Source organism: Vibrio sp. YQ_11, assembly GCF_043103065.1.
GTDB classification, from domain to species: domain Bacteria; phylum Pseudomonadota; class Gammaproteobacteria; order Enterobacterales; family Vibrionaceae; genus Vibrio; species Vibrio parahaemolyticus.
The window spans coordinates 1-19,053 of record NZ_JBICJM010000036.1 but is presented as its reverse complement, the minus strand read 5'-3'; the positions used below and the strand labels follow the sequence as shown (position 1 = coordinate 19,053).

Below are 19,053 nucleotides of genomic sequence, written 5' to 3'. Positions count from 1 at the left end.
TACCAAACATGTACATATATGCGTTTTATATGGATTCAGATCAGATTGGATTTACCCCTGAATACTTAACGCCAGACAATCTCGCCATGTTTTGATCCCACGTCGCTAAATCCCGAACATTGAATTGGCTGAGTGAATCATGACCGCACGCCCTTGCCATCACTTGCATGAGCTCAACCGATGATTCAAAGAAGTTTTTCAGTTGTTGAGACGATTTTTCAATATCGAGACGCTGCCTCAAATCGGCATTTTGTGTCGCAATGCCAGCCGGACAGTTATTGGTGTTGCAGATACGAGCTGCGACACAACCAATTGATTGCATCGCGCTATTCGCTATCGCCACGCCGTCTGCACCGAGCGCTAACGCTTTGACAAAATCCATAGGAACGCGAAGTCCACCAGTGATGATTAACGTGACGCGGTCACTTGCGCCTTTTTCATCTAAATATTTACGTGCACGAGCTAACGCAGGAATAGTCGGGACGCTAATGTGATCACGGAACATGGTTGGTGCCGCGCCCGTGCCACCACCACGGCCATCGAGAATGATGTAATCGGCACTCGCATCAAGCGCAAACTGGATGTCTTGCTCAATATGGTTAGCACTTAATTTAAAGCCAATCGGAATACCGCCAGTAATGCCACGAACTCTGTCGGCAAACTTTCTGAAATCGTGAGTAGTATGAAGATCGGTAAAGGTTGGTGGCGATATTGCAGGTTGCCCTTCAGGAATGCCCCTCACCTGAGAGATCTTACCAACGTTTTTGTTGGCAGGAAGATGGCCTCCTGTCCCCGTTTTCGCACCTTGTCCGCCTTTAAAGTGAAATGCTTGAACCTTTAAGAGCTTGGATTCGTCGTAGCCAAACTTAGCACTAGCTAGCTCATAAAAATATCGAGAATTAGCAGCTTGCTCTTCTGGCAACATGCCGCCTTCCCCGGAGCAAATCCCAGTTCCAGCTAACTCCGCACCTTTTGCCAGCGCAATTTTCGCTTCTTCCGAAAGCGCACCGAAACTCATGTCCGACACCAATAAAGGAATGGCGAGCTTGAGCGGCTTACGTGCGTTTGGCCCCACAATCAATTCGGTAGACACGGGAACGTCTTCCAACAGCGGTTGTGTCGCCATTTGCGCCACCATGATTTGTATTGCATCCCAATGTGGTAACAAGTGCCTAGGCACGCCCATTGCAGCCATCGGCCCATGATGACCGAGCTTAGAGAGCCCTTCTCTGGCAAGTTGGTGAATAAATTCTAGAGTTGGCTCCTCTTGAGTATTGGCAGCGGCGAGCTTTTCACTTTTCTCTCGTTTTTGATCGGGGCCTTCTTTGCCCACTTGCTCGGTAGTAAATCGTTTATGCGTACCGTCGCAAAAAGGCGCATTGGCGGTGTGCTTGCACTGGCAGAGATAAGCATCTTCATCTTTTTCCGCAGTAAAGCTCATTGGCTTCATCCCAGTTCCAGAATGCGAGCCGTCACAATAAGGTTGCTTTTTTGATCGCCCACAACGGCAAAAATAGTATTCTTGCCCGGCCTTCAATTCGACTTTGATCGGCTTGTTATCGGCGATGATTGGCTTGCTCATGTTGCCCCCTAGTTATTGTTTTTCACCATGCTTTGTCGCTGGCTTTCAAATAAGCGTAGAACAGGAGCCAAAGAGCGTCAGTGCAAGCGGAGTAAAATGCGCGATTGCGACCGTCCTCTCCTATACTCTTTATGGGTCTCATACACGTGGAGGCTATATGACGATTGCAACCCGATTAGATGAATATTTGACTGAGCATAACATTCACTTTCAAACCGTGAATCACAGCCACAGTCATAGCTCGCTACAAAGTGGTGTTGCCGCAGGTGTGCCTTTAATGAATATCGCAAAAGGTGTGATTCTTGAGGATCATGAAGGGCGTCATATAATGGCGGTCTTACCTGCCAACAACAAAATCAGTTTGTCGAGATTAAACGACGAATTTAACGCCACCTTCCATCTGGTGAAAGAGCGCATGGTTTATCGACTCTTCACCGATTGTGAACACGGCGCTATTCCGCCGATTGGTAGCCCTTACCACATGTCGACAGTTTGCGATGAAAGGTTAGCAAATTTGGAACATGTCTATCTCGAAGCCGGCGATCATGAAACTCTGATTAAGCTGGATAGAAAGGCATTTAAAGATTTGATGAACGACTGCAAATACTTAAGATTCAGCAGTGAAGTTCTGCATTAAACTTGCCAAAATATGTCGACATTTCGTGAAAAAGGCTCTTTCAACAAGAGCCTTTCTTTATTCTTTATCTCAAACACTTAGCTTTCTGAGACTAACTTATTGCGATAAACCCGAGTCGGTCGCCCTACTTTCCCGTGTTCTAAAAAGGCCACCAACTCACCTTGTTCAACGGCTTTATCCAAATAACGACGAGCCGTACTCTTACTGATGGTTAAACTTTCCGACACACTCAATGCGGTGTGCTCGACATGCACGTGCGTAAACAGGCCCACCACCTGACGGAACATAAAAGGATCTAAACCAGCCAAATCCGTTGGCGTGCCTTTTCCAAGATGGAACAAGTCATCAAGCTGCGACTGTCGAAAACTCTCTTGGCTACGCATATGGTTTTTGACCTTTGCGAAACGGAGCAAGCTTTCGGTTAGTCTTGAGTAATCAACGGGCTTGACGAGGTAATCAAATGCGCCGAAACGATGGGCTTTTTGAACCGTAGATGCGTCATTGGCCGCCGTGACCAAAATGCATTCTGGTTTCTGGTCGCTCTCTAACCATTGATAAACCAGCTCGACACCTTGCCCGTCTGGCAAGTAGTTGTCGACGATGACCAAATCCGGCTTAGTATGCGTCACTAGCTGCTGGGCAATGTGAATACTGCCGGCAATACCGACGACTTGATATTGTTCCACTTGCTCAATGAAATGGTGATGAAGCTCTGCAATGTTGGGATCATCTTCCACTATGACTACTTTTATCATCCTAACTCCTTGGGAAAATAGATCGTAAACGCGGTTTCTTGCTCGTCACTGTCCAACTCCATATGCCCATTGCCTTGCTCAACGATGGAACGTACAAGGTACATGCCTACTCCATGATCGGCTTTGTTTTGCTTAGTGGTAAAGCCCAATTCGCACAACGCATCAAACTCACTCTCGATCAGCGGGCCATTGTTCGAAACCTGAATGGTGTACTCACAAGCCGATTCTGAAATACCGATGTGTACGTGACCGTTTTCTTGTCCTTTCACCGCTTCCAAAGCGTTTTGAGCTAAATTGCCAATCAACCCACACAATTGTTCTTCTGACAAACGGCGAGACAGTGCGCTCAAATCACTTTGGCAGTCAATGCTCAGTGCCACACCCAGTTCGTTGGCTTTGCTCGCCTTTGCCAAAATCAAGGCTGACAAGGCCGGTCTGCTATTCAGCGCATGTAGCGAATCCAGTTGTGATTGACTGGCTTTCGCTTGCGACAAACAAACTGAAAGCGCTTTATCGTAAGCCCCCATTTGTAAGAGACCCGAGATAGTCGAAAGCTTATTTTGATACTCGTGACGCGCAACGCGCATGTTCTCCATGTACTGCGTCACCTGACTGATTTTCTCCGAGAGTACGTGCATCTCATTTTGGTCACGCAAGCTAAACACTGCGCCATAAGGTTCACCTGTCGACGTACGAAGCGTAACTCTGTTCATCACCAAATTTTTACCATTCACGCGAATCAATCCATTAATGTAATCGTCACCTTTCAGCGAAAAACTTTCAGGGTTATCTATCCCGTCGGTAAATACGTTGCCAAGCTCTTGATGATAGTTGAGCATAGCGCGAGCGGAATCATTAATAAGATACAAACTTCCCTCGGAGTTTATCGCGACCAATCCTTCATACGTCGCTTGCAGCACGCCTTGATGCGTTTTTAATGCCTGCTTAAGCTGCCAAGGTTCTAACTCTTGCATTTGAGTACGAACATAGCGAGAAAACTTCCAAGACAACCAAATACAAATAGCGACGGCAATGATTCCGAACGATATCAAGGGCAATAACCGTTCGCTTGTCCAGAGATCCAAAGTATCAATCAAATAGCCAACTTTGATCATGCCAATCACATCGCCTTCATTGGAAAAAATGGGAGATATGTAACGAACCGATGGTCCTAAAGATCCCACGCCATAAGAAAGGTAGGACTCACCGTTTTCCAGCGCTCTTTCAATGTCACCTCCCAATACAGGCAGACCAACGCGTTCAGCGACAGGATGTGCCAGCCGAATTCCTGCGCGATCACTCACAGTGATAAAGTCCGCATCACTCACCGCCTGAACCGCATTGATGATTTCTGACGTTTTGCTTGCGCTACCAGACCCAACAGCGGCAATAAGGCTGGACAATTGCGAGAGCTGCTGCGACTGAACTTGAGCACGCAGGCTGATTTGATGAGTGAGGATGTCGTCCAACTGATGAGCACTGTAACTCCACCAACTCAACATGCCCAATAGCATTACACCACTAAGCAATACGGCCAGTTGTTTAGTAAAAGAAAAAGAAGCAAACGGCACGATAGGATTCCAAGAGATGACTTACCCTAAGCTTACCGCAATTCCTTATTCGACTTAGGGGCTCTCACCATGAATTTTGACGCGGATCTCAGTGGTGATTTTTATGACTTTTATTAATTTAATGCGTTTATTCTCAATTATTTTTCAAACAGATTTTGTCGTGACATGCAAATTGATAAAGAGCTCAAGTACGTCGTTGATGAAATTGATTTTTCTCAGTTTTTTGCCATTTCCAAACCCTATGATGAAGAAAAATAACTTGGAGATGGATGTATGAATAGTTCCCAAATGAAAATGCTTCTACTGGTCGCGATAGGCTGCATCTTATGGTTTATCCCAACCCCAGAAGGACTCACCGATCAAGCTTGGCAAATGATGGCGATATTCGTCACCACCGTACTAAGCTTGATCCTCGCCCCACTTCCTCTTGGCGCGATGGCCTTGATGGGTTTGACGCTCACGACACTGCTTGGCGTACTGCCAATCAAAACCGCACTAACTGGCTTCGCGCACCCAACGATTTGGATGATTGCAGCTGCGTTCTTTATCTCTCGCGGTTTTATTACCACCGGCTTTGGTCGACGCGTCGGATACTGGTTTATCTCTAAACTTGGTCACAACTCATTAGGCCTTGCTTACGGCTTAGTGTTGACTGATTTGCTGTTTGCACCTGCAACCCCAAGTACCACAGCACGTTGTGGCGGTATTATTTCTCCGCTATTTCGCTCGGTTGCGAGTGCTTATGATTCCGACCCAGAAAAAGGTACTGAGAACCGAATCGGCGCATTTTTGGTGCAATGTATCTTCCAATGTAACGCGATTACTTGTGCGATGTTCCTAACCTCTATGGCAGGTAACCCACTCGCCGCTAACTTCGCAAAAGAACAAGGCGTTGAAATCACATGGGCTGGCTGGGCAACCGCGGCGATCGTCCCTGGTTTGTTGTGTTTGTTCCTCATCCCACTCGTGATGTACATGGTGTTTCCACCAGAGCTAAAGAAGACACCAGAAATGCGTGAAATTGCACGTCAAAAGCTGGCTGAAATGGGCAAAATGACGCGTGACGAGCTGATGGTTTGTATCACTTTTATCGGTATGGTTTCACTTTGGGTATTGGGCCCAACATTAGGCATTCATGCAACGGTTACGGCTTTACTTGGGTTAGTTTTCTTGCTTCTCACTCACACTATCACATGGGACGCCGTTCTTGGCGAAAAAGAAGCATGGCACACCATAACTTGGTTCGCTGTATTGGTAATGATGGCTGCGCAACTCAACAAACTCGGATTCATCAGCTGGTTCAGCGAGTCTATGGCCGAGTCACTGTCCGGCTTTGGCTGGGTGACAACCATCGTCGTGCTTCTTTTGGTTTACTACTACAGCCACTATTTGATGGCTAGTGCAATGGCACACATCAGTGCGATGTATTCCGCGTTCTTGGCTATTGCGATCTCTGCTGGCGCGCCTCCGATGCTTGCTGCGATTGTTCTTGGTATTTTCAGCAACTTGTATATGTCGACCACGCATTACTCGTCTGGCCCTGCGCCAATCTTGTTTGGTGCTGGTTTCCACACTCTGCAAAACTGGTGGAAAATCGGGTTTATCTTCTCACTCATCGTCATTCCAATCTTTGTTTTTGTTGGCGGTGCGTGGTGGAAGCTTCTCGGCCTTTGGTAATCCGCAATTTAGAACGCATAGAAACCAAAAAACCGCCCGTTTGGGCGGTTTTTTATCAATCCAATCACTATCGAACAAAAATCTTTTGAATCGCTTTTATCGCCATTGCTCTGCGACGCATTAAAGCCCCCGTTCTTGGCAGCCATTTCGGCGTGTGGAGTACGGTTTTCGCATGGCTAAAGGTTCTGAATCCTTCCACTCCGTGATAATGACCAATGCCTGATTGCCCAATGCCACCGAAAGGTGCATCTTCAGCGCCAACGTGTAATACCGTATCGTTAATGCCGACTCCGCCACTGTGTGTGTTGCGCACGATATGTTTGATGGTCGATTTGTCGTCCGACATAACATACAGCGCAAGTGGCCGCTGGTGCTGATTAATGTAGTCAATCGCTTCATCTACCGCTTTGTAGGGCTTGATGGGTAGAAATGGCCCAAAGATTTCCTCTTGCATGATTCGCATATCCGCTGACACGTTTGTGACCAAATGAGGGTACAAAAGCCGTTCCTCTTGAGGTGACGCTTCAACGGTATGGAGGCTTGCGCCTTGGGTTTTGGCATCCTCAAGCAACGCAGTCAAACGCTCATACTGTCGTTGGTTGATAATATGGGTCAGCTTTTGATTCTTGTTGGATTTCAAATAGAGTTTTTCAAAACGTTTTAAGAACAGCGTGATGAACTCTTCGACGCGTTCTTGCGGTACAAACGCGTAATCAGGCGCCACACAAATCTGGCCCGCATTGATGCATTTACCAAACAAAATTGCATCAACGGTTTTCTTCATGTCTGCATCTTCTGCGATGATCACCGGAGATTTCCCACCCAGTTCTAACGTCACTGGAGTCAGGTTTTCTGCCGCTGCTTTTGCCACAGCGCGGCCAACATTTGTCGAGCCAGTAAACAAAAGATGATCGAATGGCAGTTGGCTGAATGCTTGTGCAACGTCTGCTTCACCTTCAAATACTTCGACATATCCCGACAGCTCGCGACAAATATTGACGATGACTTTATTGGTTTTGGGCGTAAATTCGCTGAGCTTCATCATCACACGGTTGCCTGCGGCCAAAGCAGTCACTAAAGGCGCAAGGCTCAAAATAACAGGAAAGTTCCACGGCGAAATGATCCCGACAACGCCGAGTGGCTGATATTGAACGGTCACTTTCGACGGAGCGAGCAACAGGCCTGATTCACGTTTACTAGGTTTGCACCATTTTTTTAGCCGCTTGAGGGTGTAATTGATGTGCGAGACCGTCGGCAAAACGTCGGTCATTGCGGTATCAAATTCTGAACGATAACCAAAATCGTCACTCAGCGCTTCCACCAACGCTTGTTTGTTCGCGATAAGCGCTTGTTTTAGCATAATAAGGCGCTGCTTACGTTCATCCAAACTAGGATAAGGTTCGGCGGCATACGCCGTTTTTAAGCGGTCGAGGCTTTGCTGTAACGAGTTGTCCACGTCAACCTCTGCGATTGCGTTCATGATGTTTCTCCTAGCCTAGTTTCGATCAATGACGCTCCAAATTAACACGAGCGCAACAATGTTACTATTGTAGCGCTCGCGAAATTAGAGTTCGAACTCTGATTAAAATATCGGTGGGTTTGGAGCTAAGTCAGACGCAATTCATAAATGCCTAATCGTTGAGAGCGGTCAAGCGTCTCGAACTCGTGATCAACGTATTCTTTTAATGTGGCACCAGCACGCTCAGCAATATTGATACTGGCAATGTTATCTTCCATACAGTGGAATTGGATGAACTGCGCATGCCCTTTCTGCTTTAAAAAAGGAATCAGAACCGCAAGCACTTGGTCAATCACTCGGTGTCCTCGCCCATTGTTCGCCAACCAATAGCCAATCTCAGTGACGTGTGTGTGCGAATCCACACCCTTGATACCAATAACGCCCGTAAACTGCTCATCAAAATAAATCGCGCACCAGTGGGCATCTAATGCTTTGCTGTTCACGCGCTGAGAAATGTAGTTCACTGCTTCTCTGCGGTTGGTCACAAAGTCCGTCCAAGGTAAATAGCCAGATAGGCTGTTTCGATACGTGTTCACCACTTCCAGTAAAACCGTCGCATGTTTGGTGGTTAGAGGCTCAATTGAGACCCTTTCCGAGATGGAAAAGCGCACTTGCGAGCCATTCCCTTGATAGTCGTGTGGATACATCGAATCTCCCATTCACATCATCCTTTAGCAAAGCGCTGCAATGCATCTCCCGCCAGTCGATAGATCTTCCATTCATCTTGAGGCTCTGCACCGATTGACTGATAGAAATCGATGGCAGGTTGGTTCCAATCCAATACAGCCCATTCAAAACGGCCACAACCACGATCAATGGCAATATTCGCCAAATGCTTTAACAACGCTTTCCCAGCACCAACATTTCGGTACTCAGAAGAAACATATAGATCTTCCAAGTAGAGTCCGTTCTTTCCAAGCCATGTTGAGTAGTTAAAAAAGTAGACGGCGAATCCTATCGGTTCTTCGTTCACATAACAAATCACTGCGTGTGTCGTCGAATCTTCGCCGAAAATCGCTCGATCAACGTCTTCGACGCTGGCTTTAACTTCATGTTCTAAATGCTCGTAACGAGCTAACTCTTTAACAAATCTTAAGATGGTTGCAGAATCCTGCTTTTGTGCTGCTCGCACAGAAATTTTATGAGTCACGTCCTTGTAGCCCTTTCCTAGCTGTTTTGCTCGATCAATGTATACGGTGTCAGCGACTCCACATCAACATAGTATTGCCAAACATGATCATAGAGATGATGTTGATTGGCAAACGGCGTAAGCTGCTTTGCTTCTTCCAGCGAACACCAGCGATATTCCGTGTGTTCTTCATTAAGCACCACAGGTTGGTTTGGCGGACAAAATAACACAAAGCATGGGATGACCAAGATTCGGTTCTCCTTCGCTTCGTAGAACTGTTCTAAAAAGTCCGCCTTATGTAACTCAACATCGTCAATCTGCGTCTCTTCTTTTAGCTCTCTCAGAATGGTTTGCCATCCTGTTTCACCAGCCTCTACACCACCAGCCACATGGCACCAATACCCGCCTTTAACGCGTTTGAGTAACAGAATTTTATCTACGCCATCAATTCGAGAGATGACAACGCCAGAGACATGCGTCGCTTGTATTGGGATCATGTATGCTCCTTAAATATCTAGATATTTCCTAGATGCGCTCCATGCGCGAAAGAAAGATAGATAGATTGATTGAGAACCCACAGTCTACCGCTTATTCTTTCTCTCGGCAGAGATGTTTGAATGCCGCCGATCATTTTGTCTGTTGAGTATGCTAAAGTGCGATCTGTCGCAACAAATGAGCAGTAAAATGTCTAATTCACTCAACACTATGGTTCCCATTGGTGTGCGCTTTATGGTGCTCTCCGCTTTCGGGTTTGCGCTAATGTCGGCCACGGTAAAGCATGTCAGTCTTCATGGTATCCCTGTCTTTGAAATCGTTGCAGCAAGAGCACTCGTTTCTTTAGTGATCAGTTATTTAGATGTGAAACGAAAACGAATCTCTGTTTGGGGCAACAACAAACCACTACTCTTAGCGCGTGGTGCGGTGGGCACCTTCGCGCTGATGTGTGTTTACTATTCGGTGACCACGTTACCTTTGGCAGAAGCAACCATCTTCCAATACATTCATCCGGTATTTACGGCGCTGCTCGCTGTCATTTTTTTGAAAGAGCGAATTCAGCCCACAACCTTCATTTGTATTGCGCTATGTTTGCTCGGCGTCTACGTCATGGTTCGGCCAGAAACCGGCGTAGAATCTGCACAAACACTTCCAATGTTCAGTGTGATGATTGCTATTTTAGGTGCTTTTGGTAGCTCTATCGCTTATGTCATTGTAAGAAAGCTCAGCCAAACCGAAGACAGCTCGGTGATCATTTTCTACTTCCCGCTTGTGGCGCTACCAACGTCCATCCTGTTTATGGGGGATAACTTTGTCATGCCAGATCTTTACCTGACGTGTATGTTGGTATTGGTCGGCGTGTTCACTCAAATTGGTCAACTTGGGCTGACTAAGGCGATGCAAACTCAACAAGCAGGTAAAGCATCAGCCTACTCTTACGTGCAGATTGTCTTTTCGGTACTGTTAGGAATTGTGTTCTTTGGCGAACTTCCATCACTATGGACATACATTGGCGGCGCGTTAATTGTAGCGGGCGCATTGATCAATGTGTTCGGCCATCATTTACGGTTGCTTTTTATTAAGCGCAGCGCTTAACGCCTCGGGCAAGATATTTAAATGCAAAAAAGCCAGAGTCGACTCTGGCTTTTCTTTTATGTTTAACCCAGCGTTAAGCTGAGATTTTTAACCCTGCAATACCTGCCACAATCATCAATAAACTCAGTGCTTTAATTAGCGTTGCTGGCTCATTGAACAAGTAAATACTGACGATTGCCGTGCCTATTGCGCCAATGCCAACCCAGACGCCATAAGCGATGCCTAAAGGTAAGGTTCTTAACGCGATACCAAGCAGCCAAAAGCTCAACAACATAAAAACGATGGTGAACGCCGAAGCGCCAAATTTGGTAAACCCTTGTGAATATTTAAGACCGACAGCCCATGCGATTTCACACAAGCCCGCAATGAAGAGAATTCCCCAAGCCATGTCATATTTCCCAACGAGATTGGGGTCGTCCCCGAGAAAAGATAGAGCGGTGAGGTCGTCCTCACTTCTGTGTGGCCCTCGAGTATAATCAAAAATTCGTAAGAGAAAAATAAGGCTCTGAGAATTTCAGAGCCTTAGGAAATATGCTTTGTCGCTATGGTTTGAGAATGACAAAAGTTTGCCCATCACTCAGCGTGAAGCTTACCGAACCAGTTTTTTTATCAATACCCGATTTGCTACACTCGCTATCATTGCCACATGAATCACTAGGGTTGTTGTTCCACACGCCACCAAGCAATCCTGAGCCCGTGACAATCGCCGTCCACGTTTTGCCATTGTTGATGGATTGTGTTGTCACACCGCCAGAAGGTGGTGGGGCTTCTTGTTCTGTATAACTCGCGGTTACACTCACGTTACTGATACCGCTATACGCGTAAACCCCAATATGCCACGTCCCTTCACTTGGCGTAGCAAAACTGCACACTTCGTTACTATTCGAGCTGATAGAGCGACAATCGTAGTTTGACAAACTTGGCGCACTGCCCAACTTTACGTAGAGGTCGGCATCCCCATTTGAACCTGCGGTCGTGATGGTTAAGTCTGAACCGTTTGCTGGCACATCAATAGTGAAGCAGTGCCACTGCCCTGTCGAAGCAGATTCGATATTGCTTGATGTCCCATTACTCAACGACACAGCATCACAAGCGCTTGAAGGTGGTTCAACGACACCACCATCCGTCGACACGCCAACTTGGGCAAAAGCCGCCGTCACATCACTCGCAGGTAAGCTTAAGTCTTGCGCCGCCGCCAATACGCCAGCGGCAGCTGAATCAAACGTCGCGCTTGGTGTCCAATAGTTTTGGTTCGCGTGGGCAAATGCCTTGAAGGTATTTTCAGTGCCCCAACCATACTCGACGGCTAACAGATAAAACGCCTTGTTAAACACACCACTGGAGTAATGAACATCCATACCACTGACATATTGAGACGCGTGGTCAATCGAGCGTCCGTCTAACGGAGGGTTGTCCATGTAACGTAATGCGCCAGTTGGAGACTTACGAATATCAAATCCGACTTTCCAATCGTTTGAACCTCGGGAATAGAACTCTGCTGCTTCGCCAGCCATATCCGAAAACGCTTCATTAATACCGCCAGATTGACCTGAATAAATCAGGTTAGAATTTTGCTCTGTAAACCCGTGGCTGACCTCATGCGCGGAGACATCCAAACTCACTAACGGATAGAAGTAACTCGCTCCGTCGCCGAATGTCATACTCGATCCATTCCAGAAGGCATTTTCATATCGCTTGCGGTAATGGACTCGCATTTGCAGCTGAAACGTCAAGGGAGCAGTATTCAACCAATCTTTGTACATGTCGTATACCACTTTGCCAAAGTAGTGCGCATCGTTTAATGGGCTGTACGCGCCATTGATCTCTTTGACCGTATTCGTTGGACAAGTAAAGGTGTGAACACTACCTGAAGTTCGGCCATCTAGGTTGATGGTTTGGACGATATTAGGCGTATCCATGATACAAGTGCTCCCCGACTGCTGAACAAGTAACGGGTCGTATTCCTTACCATACTCATAGAAACCAATCTTTTGATTGCCTCCCGGGCCATCTGCTTCTACATGAGCTAATCCTTCATACTGCAACAGCACTTCACCGGATTTAGCATCCACGAGATAAGTTGGTCTAGTGGGGTTTACCGCTTGTTCAGAATCGGCAAAAAACTGGATCTCATAGGCTAAATGCGCAACGTCTTTGTCATCGATATAAATACGCAATCCCTGTTGTTGATCTTCGATGTGATAGCCAACATCCAAATACGGCTTTTGTACTTTGCTTCTTATTCTTTCAAGGTTGAGCTGAGGAGTCGTGTTAGAAATGTCTTGCCCGATATCATGAACTAACGTACCACCAAAGCGTTTGATTTTCCCTTGTTTATCCCGGTGTAAAACGATCTGTTTTCCCCAGATCGGAATTCCTTTGTAGGTTTGTTGATACCGAACGTGGACATCACCATTTTTGTCTTGGTTGGCTTTAAGCTTTTGAACATTATTGCCCGGCTTTAATCCAAGCGCTTTGGCGACATTTTGGGTCGCGGCAAGGTTTTGCTTTTCGAGAGAAACCACACGTCCATGATTTGGCTCTAATCGCTCCAACTGAGCGGCAGAGAGAGAAGGTGAAACAAGAAGTGGTGACGCCAACACCAAGCCAACTGCGAGCTTGCGCTGATATTTTGATCCTAGATCCATCGGTAAGTCCCCTATTTTGCACAAATAGCAAAGCCAAACTGACAGATTTTATGCGCCGAATAATCCCTTAACAGGACGTTAGGCTTATTGATCTTATTCTGTTCATTGAGTCTAGCACAGGAATTTATAGACCTTATGGATGAGTTTATGGCGATTCAACGCTCTCGACACATGCCTTTAACAACTTGCATATAACCTTTTGATGTTGAAACTGTCGCATTTATTGCACAAATCACACAAAAATTGATTGTATATGTAATTATGCAAACGTTTGTGTGATTCATATCGCTTACAAATATTACTGATGTTATTAATATTTGCCCGAATCAATTATAAGGTATGACGTACCCATGAAAACAATTAAAACTTCTCTCGCTCTCCTTATCGGTGCCGCTTTACTGACTGGCTGCAATGACGACGACACGAAATACGTAAACGTTCAGCCAACTGAAGTAAAGATTGCCACCTACAACCTCTCTTTTGACCGCGCGACCTTCGAAGCTTTAGTAAATGAAATGCAAATTGAACCAGCGCAGCAAGCTGCATTGGTTACAGCCTATTTAGACGGATCCATCGCAGCTGAAGATAAAACCACTGCGGAAAAGGTCATTCAAATTCGCAACGTTGCTGCGATCATTCAAAAGAATCGCCCTGATGTACTGATGATGGCGGAATACAACAACGACGGAACAGGCGAAGACAAAGCAGCCCTTGAAGGCTTCCAAAAGAACTACCTGTCTGTTGCACAAAGTCTCGATGGCGCGGGCGAAGAAGCAAACCTCGAACCTATCGAATACCCTTACGCGGAGTCTTACTCTACCAACACAGGTTTGTTGAGCGATTTTGACCTCGACAACAACGGCACTGCCGGCCAAATGCCGGGGGATGCATGGGGCTTTGGCATGTACCATGGCCAATACGCCTTTGCCCTAATGTCTAAGTACAAAATTGATACGGCAAATACACGAACCTTCCAAGAGTTTAAATGGAAAGATTTAGAAGGCGCGAAAATCCCAACCATTACTATCTGTGACGGCTCACAAAAAATTCCAGACAACATGAAGTGTGGCGATGAGTGGTACTCTGCAGAGGAATGGGCTCAAGTACGCCTCTCTTCTAAAAACCACGTAGATGCACCAATTATCATCCCGACCAGCAATGGTAATGAGGTTGTTCATCTTCTGATGTCGCACCCTACACCACCAGTTTTCGATCCTGGTAAAAACCAAGCGCAAAACGCAGCGGAAGTGGAATTTTGGCACCATTACATCCAAGGAAAAGAATTTTTCTACGACGATGCAGGTAAACAAGGTGGCTTGGCGAACGGTGCTAAATTCGTCATGATGGGCGACCAAAACCTCGATCCAGTTGCTGGCGATGGTATTAGCTCTGTCATGCAAGATCTGCATAGTGATCCGCTGGTTAACCAAGACGTGATGAACGGCAACCTGTACCCAACAAGCTTTGGCGCAGCTGAACACGCCGTTGAAAAGAGCTCAACTCACCCATACCCGAACCGTATCACTTCAACATTTGGTTTAGGTGTAGACTACGCCTTGCCTTCTGCAAACTTAAACGTGGTTGATTCCGGCGTTTACTGGTCTGCATCTTATGAAGAAGGTCGTAAACTGTTTAACGATTCGCGCATCGGCAAATACGGTAATGGTAAAGATGTTTCATCTGACCACCGCATGATCTGGATTAAAGCGCAGTTCTAAGTAACTTCATAAACAACAAAGCCTCGGACATTTCCGAGGCTTTTTTCATTTGATTCACATATCTAACTCATACCCTTACCAACGATAAGTGATGGAGATACCCGCATCCTCGCTGGTCACCCAAGGTACAAGCTGTACATTTTCGTCATACGCATCAGTAAAAATATAAGCACTCAACGTGCCTAAAGCCGCGCCTGCCAACACGTCTCGCCAGTAGTGTTTCTTGGCTTCAACACGGCCGACGCCCACTAACGCTGCCATGCTGTATGCAGGAAGTCCGGCTTCCCATCCATAACGCAAGTAAAGGTTGGTCGCAGAAGCAAATGCGTTTGCCGTGTGGTTGGATGGAAAGCTGTCGTTGTCACTTTTATCTGGGCGTTCTTCATCGATGGTCTTTTTACCAATCAAACCAACACCAGAAGCAGTGCCAATGCTCAATCCTGCTTGCCAGAACCCTTCCCAATCGCCTTTATAAGCTGGCACAGCGGCAGCGGTTGCCACTAAACCGTAAGTGCCAATATCCGTTAGAACGTCCCAGTCTTTTTCGCTCATCGCATTAACCGACTGACAGCACAGTAAAGATGCCACACCTACTACACGTATTGTTTTCTTCATTAATACAACCAATTACATTTAAACCGCGCGCAAGTTATCACACTTGTTGGTTTTATTCGATAAGGCAAACACCCTAATAGCGTGTAGAGATAGGAAACCTGAAGATAAAAAAAAGCCAACCACAAGGTGTGTGATTGGCTGTATATACTTGTGAACAATTGGGTTCACTAACAACGTCAGTTGGCTAGGTGACCCTCGGCTTAGAAAGGGTCAGTAGTACTAAAGCATGAGGCGTGCCAACTTTAAAGCGCATAGAAACAGGCTGATATTTAATCAATTTCATTAAAACTTCATCAATAGCGACTGTTTGCTCACAGTTTTCATTGCAATTTGCAAACTCGATTTAGCAATTCGCAAACAGATTGGCACTATAGGAACTTATTTAGACTTACCACAATTTTCCGTAAGGGAAGTAAAACATATTCAAAACCACAAGAGACACAATCACGAGAAACGTCAGCTGCATGCCCTTCACTCTTCCTTTAAAACTCTCTTGTAGGATACCTCTGGCATGAATGATGCGGCCAATTACAAAGATAATACCGGTAAGATGAATCCAAATAGGTACTGCGCCGTTAAACTCTAACAACGCCATAAGAATTAACGTAATGGGTATGTATTCGCTTGCGTTACTTTGTGCGCTGCGGGCAATTTGCAGTGTTTCTACGCCGCCATCTGCGTACGCAACCTTGTTAAGGCGCCTTTGTTTGATGACTTGAAACGCTAACCAAACTAAAAGTAGAGCCAGAATACTGGCATAAAGTGCAGTGATCATGTTGAGTCCTTTCTATTCAGATACCTATCCACTATACCTAAGTAACTTCAAGATGCCGAATAATGAAAAACATCGCTATTCATAACTTGAATTTCAGTGATAAAAAAGCGCTCTACTGAGCGCTTTTATGTTTGGTTTTACTTGGATGCACGATGAACTAAAACGAGCGTGGTTTAGCCCAAACTTGGTTTAAACCGGATTCAACCTACACCGAATGATTAGCCAACTTTTTGCGCTTTATTCCTTTCGCAACGCCTTCGAAGATCGTGAGCAACAAACCCACCCAGATAAAGGCAAACGTAACCGCTTTAACGTCATCGAACAGCTCCCCAAAGAACACGACAGCAAGAATAAACTGCAAGCTCGGCTCTATGTATTGCATCAAACCAACCGTCGATAAGTTTGTAATACGAATCGCGATTGAGTAGAAGATCAAAGGCAGAATCGTGATTGGCGCGCTGCCGAAGTAAAGCAATAAGGTTGTTGTATCAACGTAAGAAGCCAGCTCGCCTCTCGTCCATTGTTTGAACAGCAAATATCCCAACGCGAAAGGCGCAAGAACAAGCGCTTCAATAAACAATGTTGTGCTCCAATCATAGCTAATTTTCTTTTTGTAGAGTCCATAAAGCGCAAAGAAAAGCCCCATTGTTAAGGCAACAAACGGTAGCTGCCCGTATTGAAACACTTGGTATAACACGCCACAAGTTGCGAGCAATATTGCAATTAATTGCCCCTTAGAAAGCTTGTCTCCCAAAACAAATACACCTAATGCGACAGACACAAGTGGCCCGATGAAAAAGCCCAAGCTTGCATCAATCACTCGATGGTGAGTCAACGCCCACGTAAATGCACTCCAAGAAATACACATTAGGCTACTTGCCACAAAGGTATACCAAAGAGACTTTTTATCTCGCCACACCTGTGACCAATTTGGCCAATGGCGAGTCACCGCGTAGACGATAAGAATCCCTACGGGTACCGAGCCAATAATGCGCCATGCCAGCAACTCATCCATTGCAGCATTAGGAAGAAAACGGTAGTAAACCGGCAGTAATCCCCAAATAACGAAGGATAACGCAGCCATAAAATTGCCGTAGTGACGATGATTCATAGGCTATTGCTCATTGAGATGAAGAAAAAGTGACGCGATTTTATAGCGCAAAAGGCGTTTGTAAAGTGATTATCATCGCGCCTAATTGTTACAGGTTCAGCCCTTGTACGACTGCCGTAAAGCCACTCACAAAACACAGCAGTAACGCACCAAAACGAATCTTTTCTTTCGGCAGCGATTGCGTCGTTTTCATCGCAAGCCAATACCCAAGCCCGGCAGCTGGTAGCAACGGAATCGTAATCACAAGATGATGCAACGTAAAGAAGCCCGCTGGGATTTGAACCACCAAAGAGATGATAGAACTGAATACGAAAAATGCCGATAAGTTACCGCGTAACTGATTCGCTTCTTGATGCTGCAATAGCAATGCCATCGGAGGGCCACCGATTGCCGAGCTGGTACCAAACAAACCGGAGAAAAATCCAGCTAACGTCATACGCTGAGGTGTAGGTTCAATACGAAACGGAAGCACACTGACGATAACCGCGAATAGAACGAGTAAACCGATCCACAACGTCAGTGCTTGAGTGGAGACAAAGAACAGCATGAAGCCACCAGCAATAGAGCCGGGAACTCGGCCAATCAATGCCATTTTTAAACCACCGATTTCGACGCTACTGCGGTGTTTCAGCGCATTCATGATCGAAATAAACAACGCGACCAAACAGATAGGTGCAGGCACATATTCGGGCGCCCATAGAATGAGCAATGGCGCGGCCACAATGGCTAAGCCAAAACCAATCGCAGTTTGGACAAAAGAACCGAGAAAAATCAGTCCCATCGCAAGCAAGTTAACCGAATCAAATTCCATCTAGATTGTTCTTATATTCAGATGATCAATAAGGGCGCTAGACTTATCGCATTTCGAGATAGTTGCCTAACCCCGCCTTGCGTAGAATTCCTTAATGACCATGAAAAGACAATCTATTTGTCTGTTTTTAGACAACATTCATTTTCGCTAACCTCACTACCAACGTAAGGCTTTTCTTACAGAAAACTGAATGCACTGTACACCAAAACAACACATATACCGTTGATAAAATCATCAAAATGATTGATGTCGAGCTCTAGCGCTTTATTTTGCATCGCTCTATAATGCTGACCCTTTTATCAATACTGTACTTATTTCCACAACAAAAAAGCGTACAGTTATTTACTTTTTTACCTTTAACTTGCTGTGAAAATAATATGAAAAAACAGACTGGATTTACTCTGATTGAGTTAGTAGTGGTGATTGTGATACTAGGCATTCTTGCTGTCACCGCCGCACCACGTTTTTTAAACTTACAAAACGATGCTCGCGAAGCCCGCTTAGAAGGTATGAAAGGTGCCATTGCGTCGGCGTTGGGGATCGGATATGGAAAAATGGCGATCGTAGGATTAGAGCATTATCCATACATTTCAAACAAACACACAGACGCGGGATCAGGTAAAGGCCCAGAAAGTCTTCCTTTCCCAGGTTGCAATCTTAATGGTTCTAAGAGCTGTACATTTAGATATGGATACCCAGATGCGGATGAAACTAGCTTAGCCGTACTCGTTGCTGAGCTAGATAATCAGTATGGAACAAGTGATTGGAAAGTAACCCAATCACAGGAAAAAATTGAAGTCGTAATTTCCGCTAGAGACGACAAAAATAGTAGCTTAACCCAGTGCGGTATTTTGTATGCTCCGCCAACTACATCAAACGAAAGCTATAAGTTAGAAATTCTTCCTTGCCCATAAC

Annotated in this window: 18 protein-coding genes; 5 read left to right on the top strand and 13 right to left on the bottom strand. The window is 45.8% G+C overall.

The annotated features are described in order from the left end of the window. Positions 1-40: 40 nt before the first annotated feature. On the bottom strand, positions 41-1,582 hold the full coding sequence (locus tag ACF8EG_RS14565; RefSeq protein WP_021448450.1) for a glutamate synthase-related protein: 1,542 nt from the start codon (positions 1,580-1,582) through the stop codon (positions 41-43). A gap of 157 nt (positions 1,583-1,739) precedes the next feature. Here ACF8EG_RS14565 and ACF8EG_RS14560 point away from each other — a divergent pair, with 157 nt between their 5' ends. Next, a complete protein-coding gene (locus tag ACF8EG_RS14560) occupies positions 1,740-2,219 on the top strand; it encodes an aminoacyl-tRNA deacylase (protein WP_020842041.1) in 480 nt (159 codons plus the stop codon). Between the two features lie 77 nt (positions 2,220-2,296). Here ACF8EG_RS14560 and ACF8EG_RS14555 read toward each other — a convergent pair whose 3' ends face one another. Together ACF8EG_RS14555 and ACF8EG_RS14550 are read right to left on the bottom strand one after the other, a co-directional pair. Then, the gene (locus ACF8EG_RS14555; protein WP_025522951.1) at positions 2,297-2,974 is read right to left on the bottom strand and encodes a response regulator; all 678 of its coding nucleotides are present in this window, start codon (positions 2,972-2,974) and stop codon (positions 2,297-2,299) included. Next, positions 2,971-4,545 (bottom strand): sensor histidine kinase, encoded by a 1,575-nt coding sequence (locus ACF8EG_RS14550; RefSeq protein WP_025630128.1) that lies wholly within the window; start codon positions 4,543-4,545, stop codon positions 2,971-2,973. The genes ACF8EG_RS14555 and ACF8EG_RS14550 overlap by 4 nt, the downstream gene beginning before the upstream one ends. A gap of 273 nt (positions 4,546-4,818) precedes the next feature. Between ACF8EG_RS14550 and ACF8EG_RS14545 the strand changes: the two genes are divergently transcribed. Beyond that, the gene (locus tag ACF8EG_RS14545; protein WP_169609950.1) at positions 4,819-6,222 is read left to right on the top strand and encodes an anion permease; all 1,404 of its coding nucleotides are present in this window, start codon (positions 4,819-4,821) and stop codon (positions 6,220-6,222) included. 67 nt (positions 6,223-6,289) lie between these two features. On the opposite strand, the gene ACF8EG_RS14540 is transcribed toward ACF8EG_RS14545, so the two are convergent. The 4 genes from ACF8EG_RS14540 to ACF8EG_RS14525 form a co-directional block, all read right to left on the bottom strand. Further along, a complete protein-coding gene (locus ACF8EG_RS14540) occupies positions 6,290-7,702 on the bottom strand; it encodes a coniferyl aldehyde dehydrogenase (protein WP_169609952.1) in 1,413 nt (470 codons plus the stop codon). 125 nt (positions 7,703-7,827) lie between these two features. After that, entirely contained in the window at positions 7,828-8,400 is a 573-nt protein-coding gene (locus ACF8EG_RS14535; protein ID WP_015313154.1) for a GNAT family N-acetyltransferase, read from the bottom strand. Positions 8,401-8,405: 5 nt separating this feature from the next. Next, on the bottom strand, positions 8,406-8,891 hold the full coding sequence (locus ACF8EG_RS14530; protein ID WP_169609954.1) for a GNAT family N-acetyltransferase: 486 nt from the start codon (positions 8,889-8,891) through the stop codon (positions 8,406-8,408). Between the two features lie 17 nt (positions 8,892-8,908). After that, complete coding sequence (locus tag ACF8EG_RS14525; RefSeq protein ID WP_015313152.1) at positions 8,909-9,367, bottom strand: NUDIX pyrophosphatase; 459 nt, start codon at positions 9,365-9,367, stop codon at positions 8,909-8,911. 187 nt (positions 9,368-9,554) lie between these two features. Here ACF8EG_RS14525 and ACF8EG_RS14520 point away from each other — a divergent pair, with 187 nt between their 5' ends. Continuing rightward, positions 9,555-10,460, top strand: a complete 906-nt coding sequence (locus tag ACF8EG_RS14520; RefSeq protein WP_021448444.1) for a DMT family transporter — start codon at positions 9,555-9,557, stop codon at positions 10,458-10,460. A gap of 73 nt (positions 10,461-10,533) precedes the next feature. Here the strand turns inward: ACF8EG_RS14520 and ACF8EG_RS14515 are convergent, their stop codons facing one another. Both ACF8EG_RS14515 and ACF8EG_RS14510 read right to left on the bottom strand, forming a co-directional pair. Next, positions 10,534-10,848, bottom strand: coding sequence for a multidrug efflux SMR transporter (locus ACF8EG_RS14515; protein WP_005498670.1), 315 nt, complete (start codon positions 10,846-10,848; stop codon positions 10,534-10,536). A 154-nt stretch (positions 10,849-11,002) separates the two neighbouring features. Next, positions 11,003-13,108: a M4 family metallopeptidase gene (locus ACF8EG_RS14510; RefSeq protein ID WP_069507046.1), complete on the bottom strand. Its 2,106-nt coding sequence runs from the start codon at positions 13,106-13,108 to the stop codon at positions 11,003-11,005. A 350-nt stretch (positions 13,109-13,458) separates the two neighbouring features. On the opposite strand from ACF8EG_RS14510, the gene ACF8EG_RS14505 reads away from it, so the two are divergent. Then, a complete protein-coding gene (locus tag ACF8EG_RS14505; protein WP_069507044.1) occupies positions 13,459-14,826 on the top strand; it encodes an endonuclease/exonuclease/phosphatase family protein in 1,368 nt (455 codons plus the stop codon). Positions 14,827-14,901: 75 nt separating this feature from the next. Here ACF8EG_RS14505 and ACF8EG_RS14500 read toward each other — a convergent pair whose 3' ends face one another. The 4 genes from ACF8EG_RS14500 to ACF8EG_RS14485 form a co-directional block, all read right to left on the bottom strand. Beyond that, positions 14,902-15,441, bottom strand: a complete 540-nt coding sequence (locus ACF8EG_RS14500; protein WP_021485223.1) for a phosphatase PAP2 family protein — start codon at positions 15,439-15,441, stop codon at positions 14,902-14,904. A gap of 388 nt (positions 15,442-15,829) precedes the next feature. Further along, positions 15,830-16,216: an MAPEG family protein gene (locus ACF8EG_RS14495; RefSeq protein ID WP_020842033.1), complete on the bottom strand. Its 387-nt coding sequence runs from the start codon at positions 16,214-16,216 to the stop codon at positions 15,830-15,832. 205 nt (positions 16,217-16,421) lie between these two features. After that, on the bottom strand, positions 16,422-17,327 hold the full coding sequence (gene rarD, locus ACF8EG_RS14490; RefSeq protein WP_069507042.1) for an EamA family transporter RarD: 906 nt from the start codon (positions 17,325-17,327) through the stop codon (positions 16,422-16,424). Between the two features lie 88 nt (positions 17,328-17,415). Beyond that, positions 17,416-18,138 (bottom strand): sulfite exporter TauE/SafE family protein, encoded by a 723-nt coding sequence (locus ACF8EG_RS14485; RefSeq protein WP_005486597.1) that lies wholly within the window; start codon positions 18,136-18,138, stop codon positions 17,416-17,418. Positions 18,139-18,515: 377 nt separating this feature from the next. Between ACF8EG_RS14485 and mshA the strand changes: the two genes are divergently transcribed. Next, a complete protein-coding gene (gene mshA / locus ACF8EG_RS14480) occupies positions 18,516-19,052 on the top strand; it encodes a type IV pilin MshA (protein WP_017447641.1) in 537 nt (178 codons plus the stop codon). The last annotated feature ends 1 nt before the right edge of the window (position 19,053 follow it).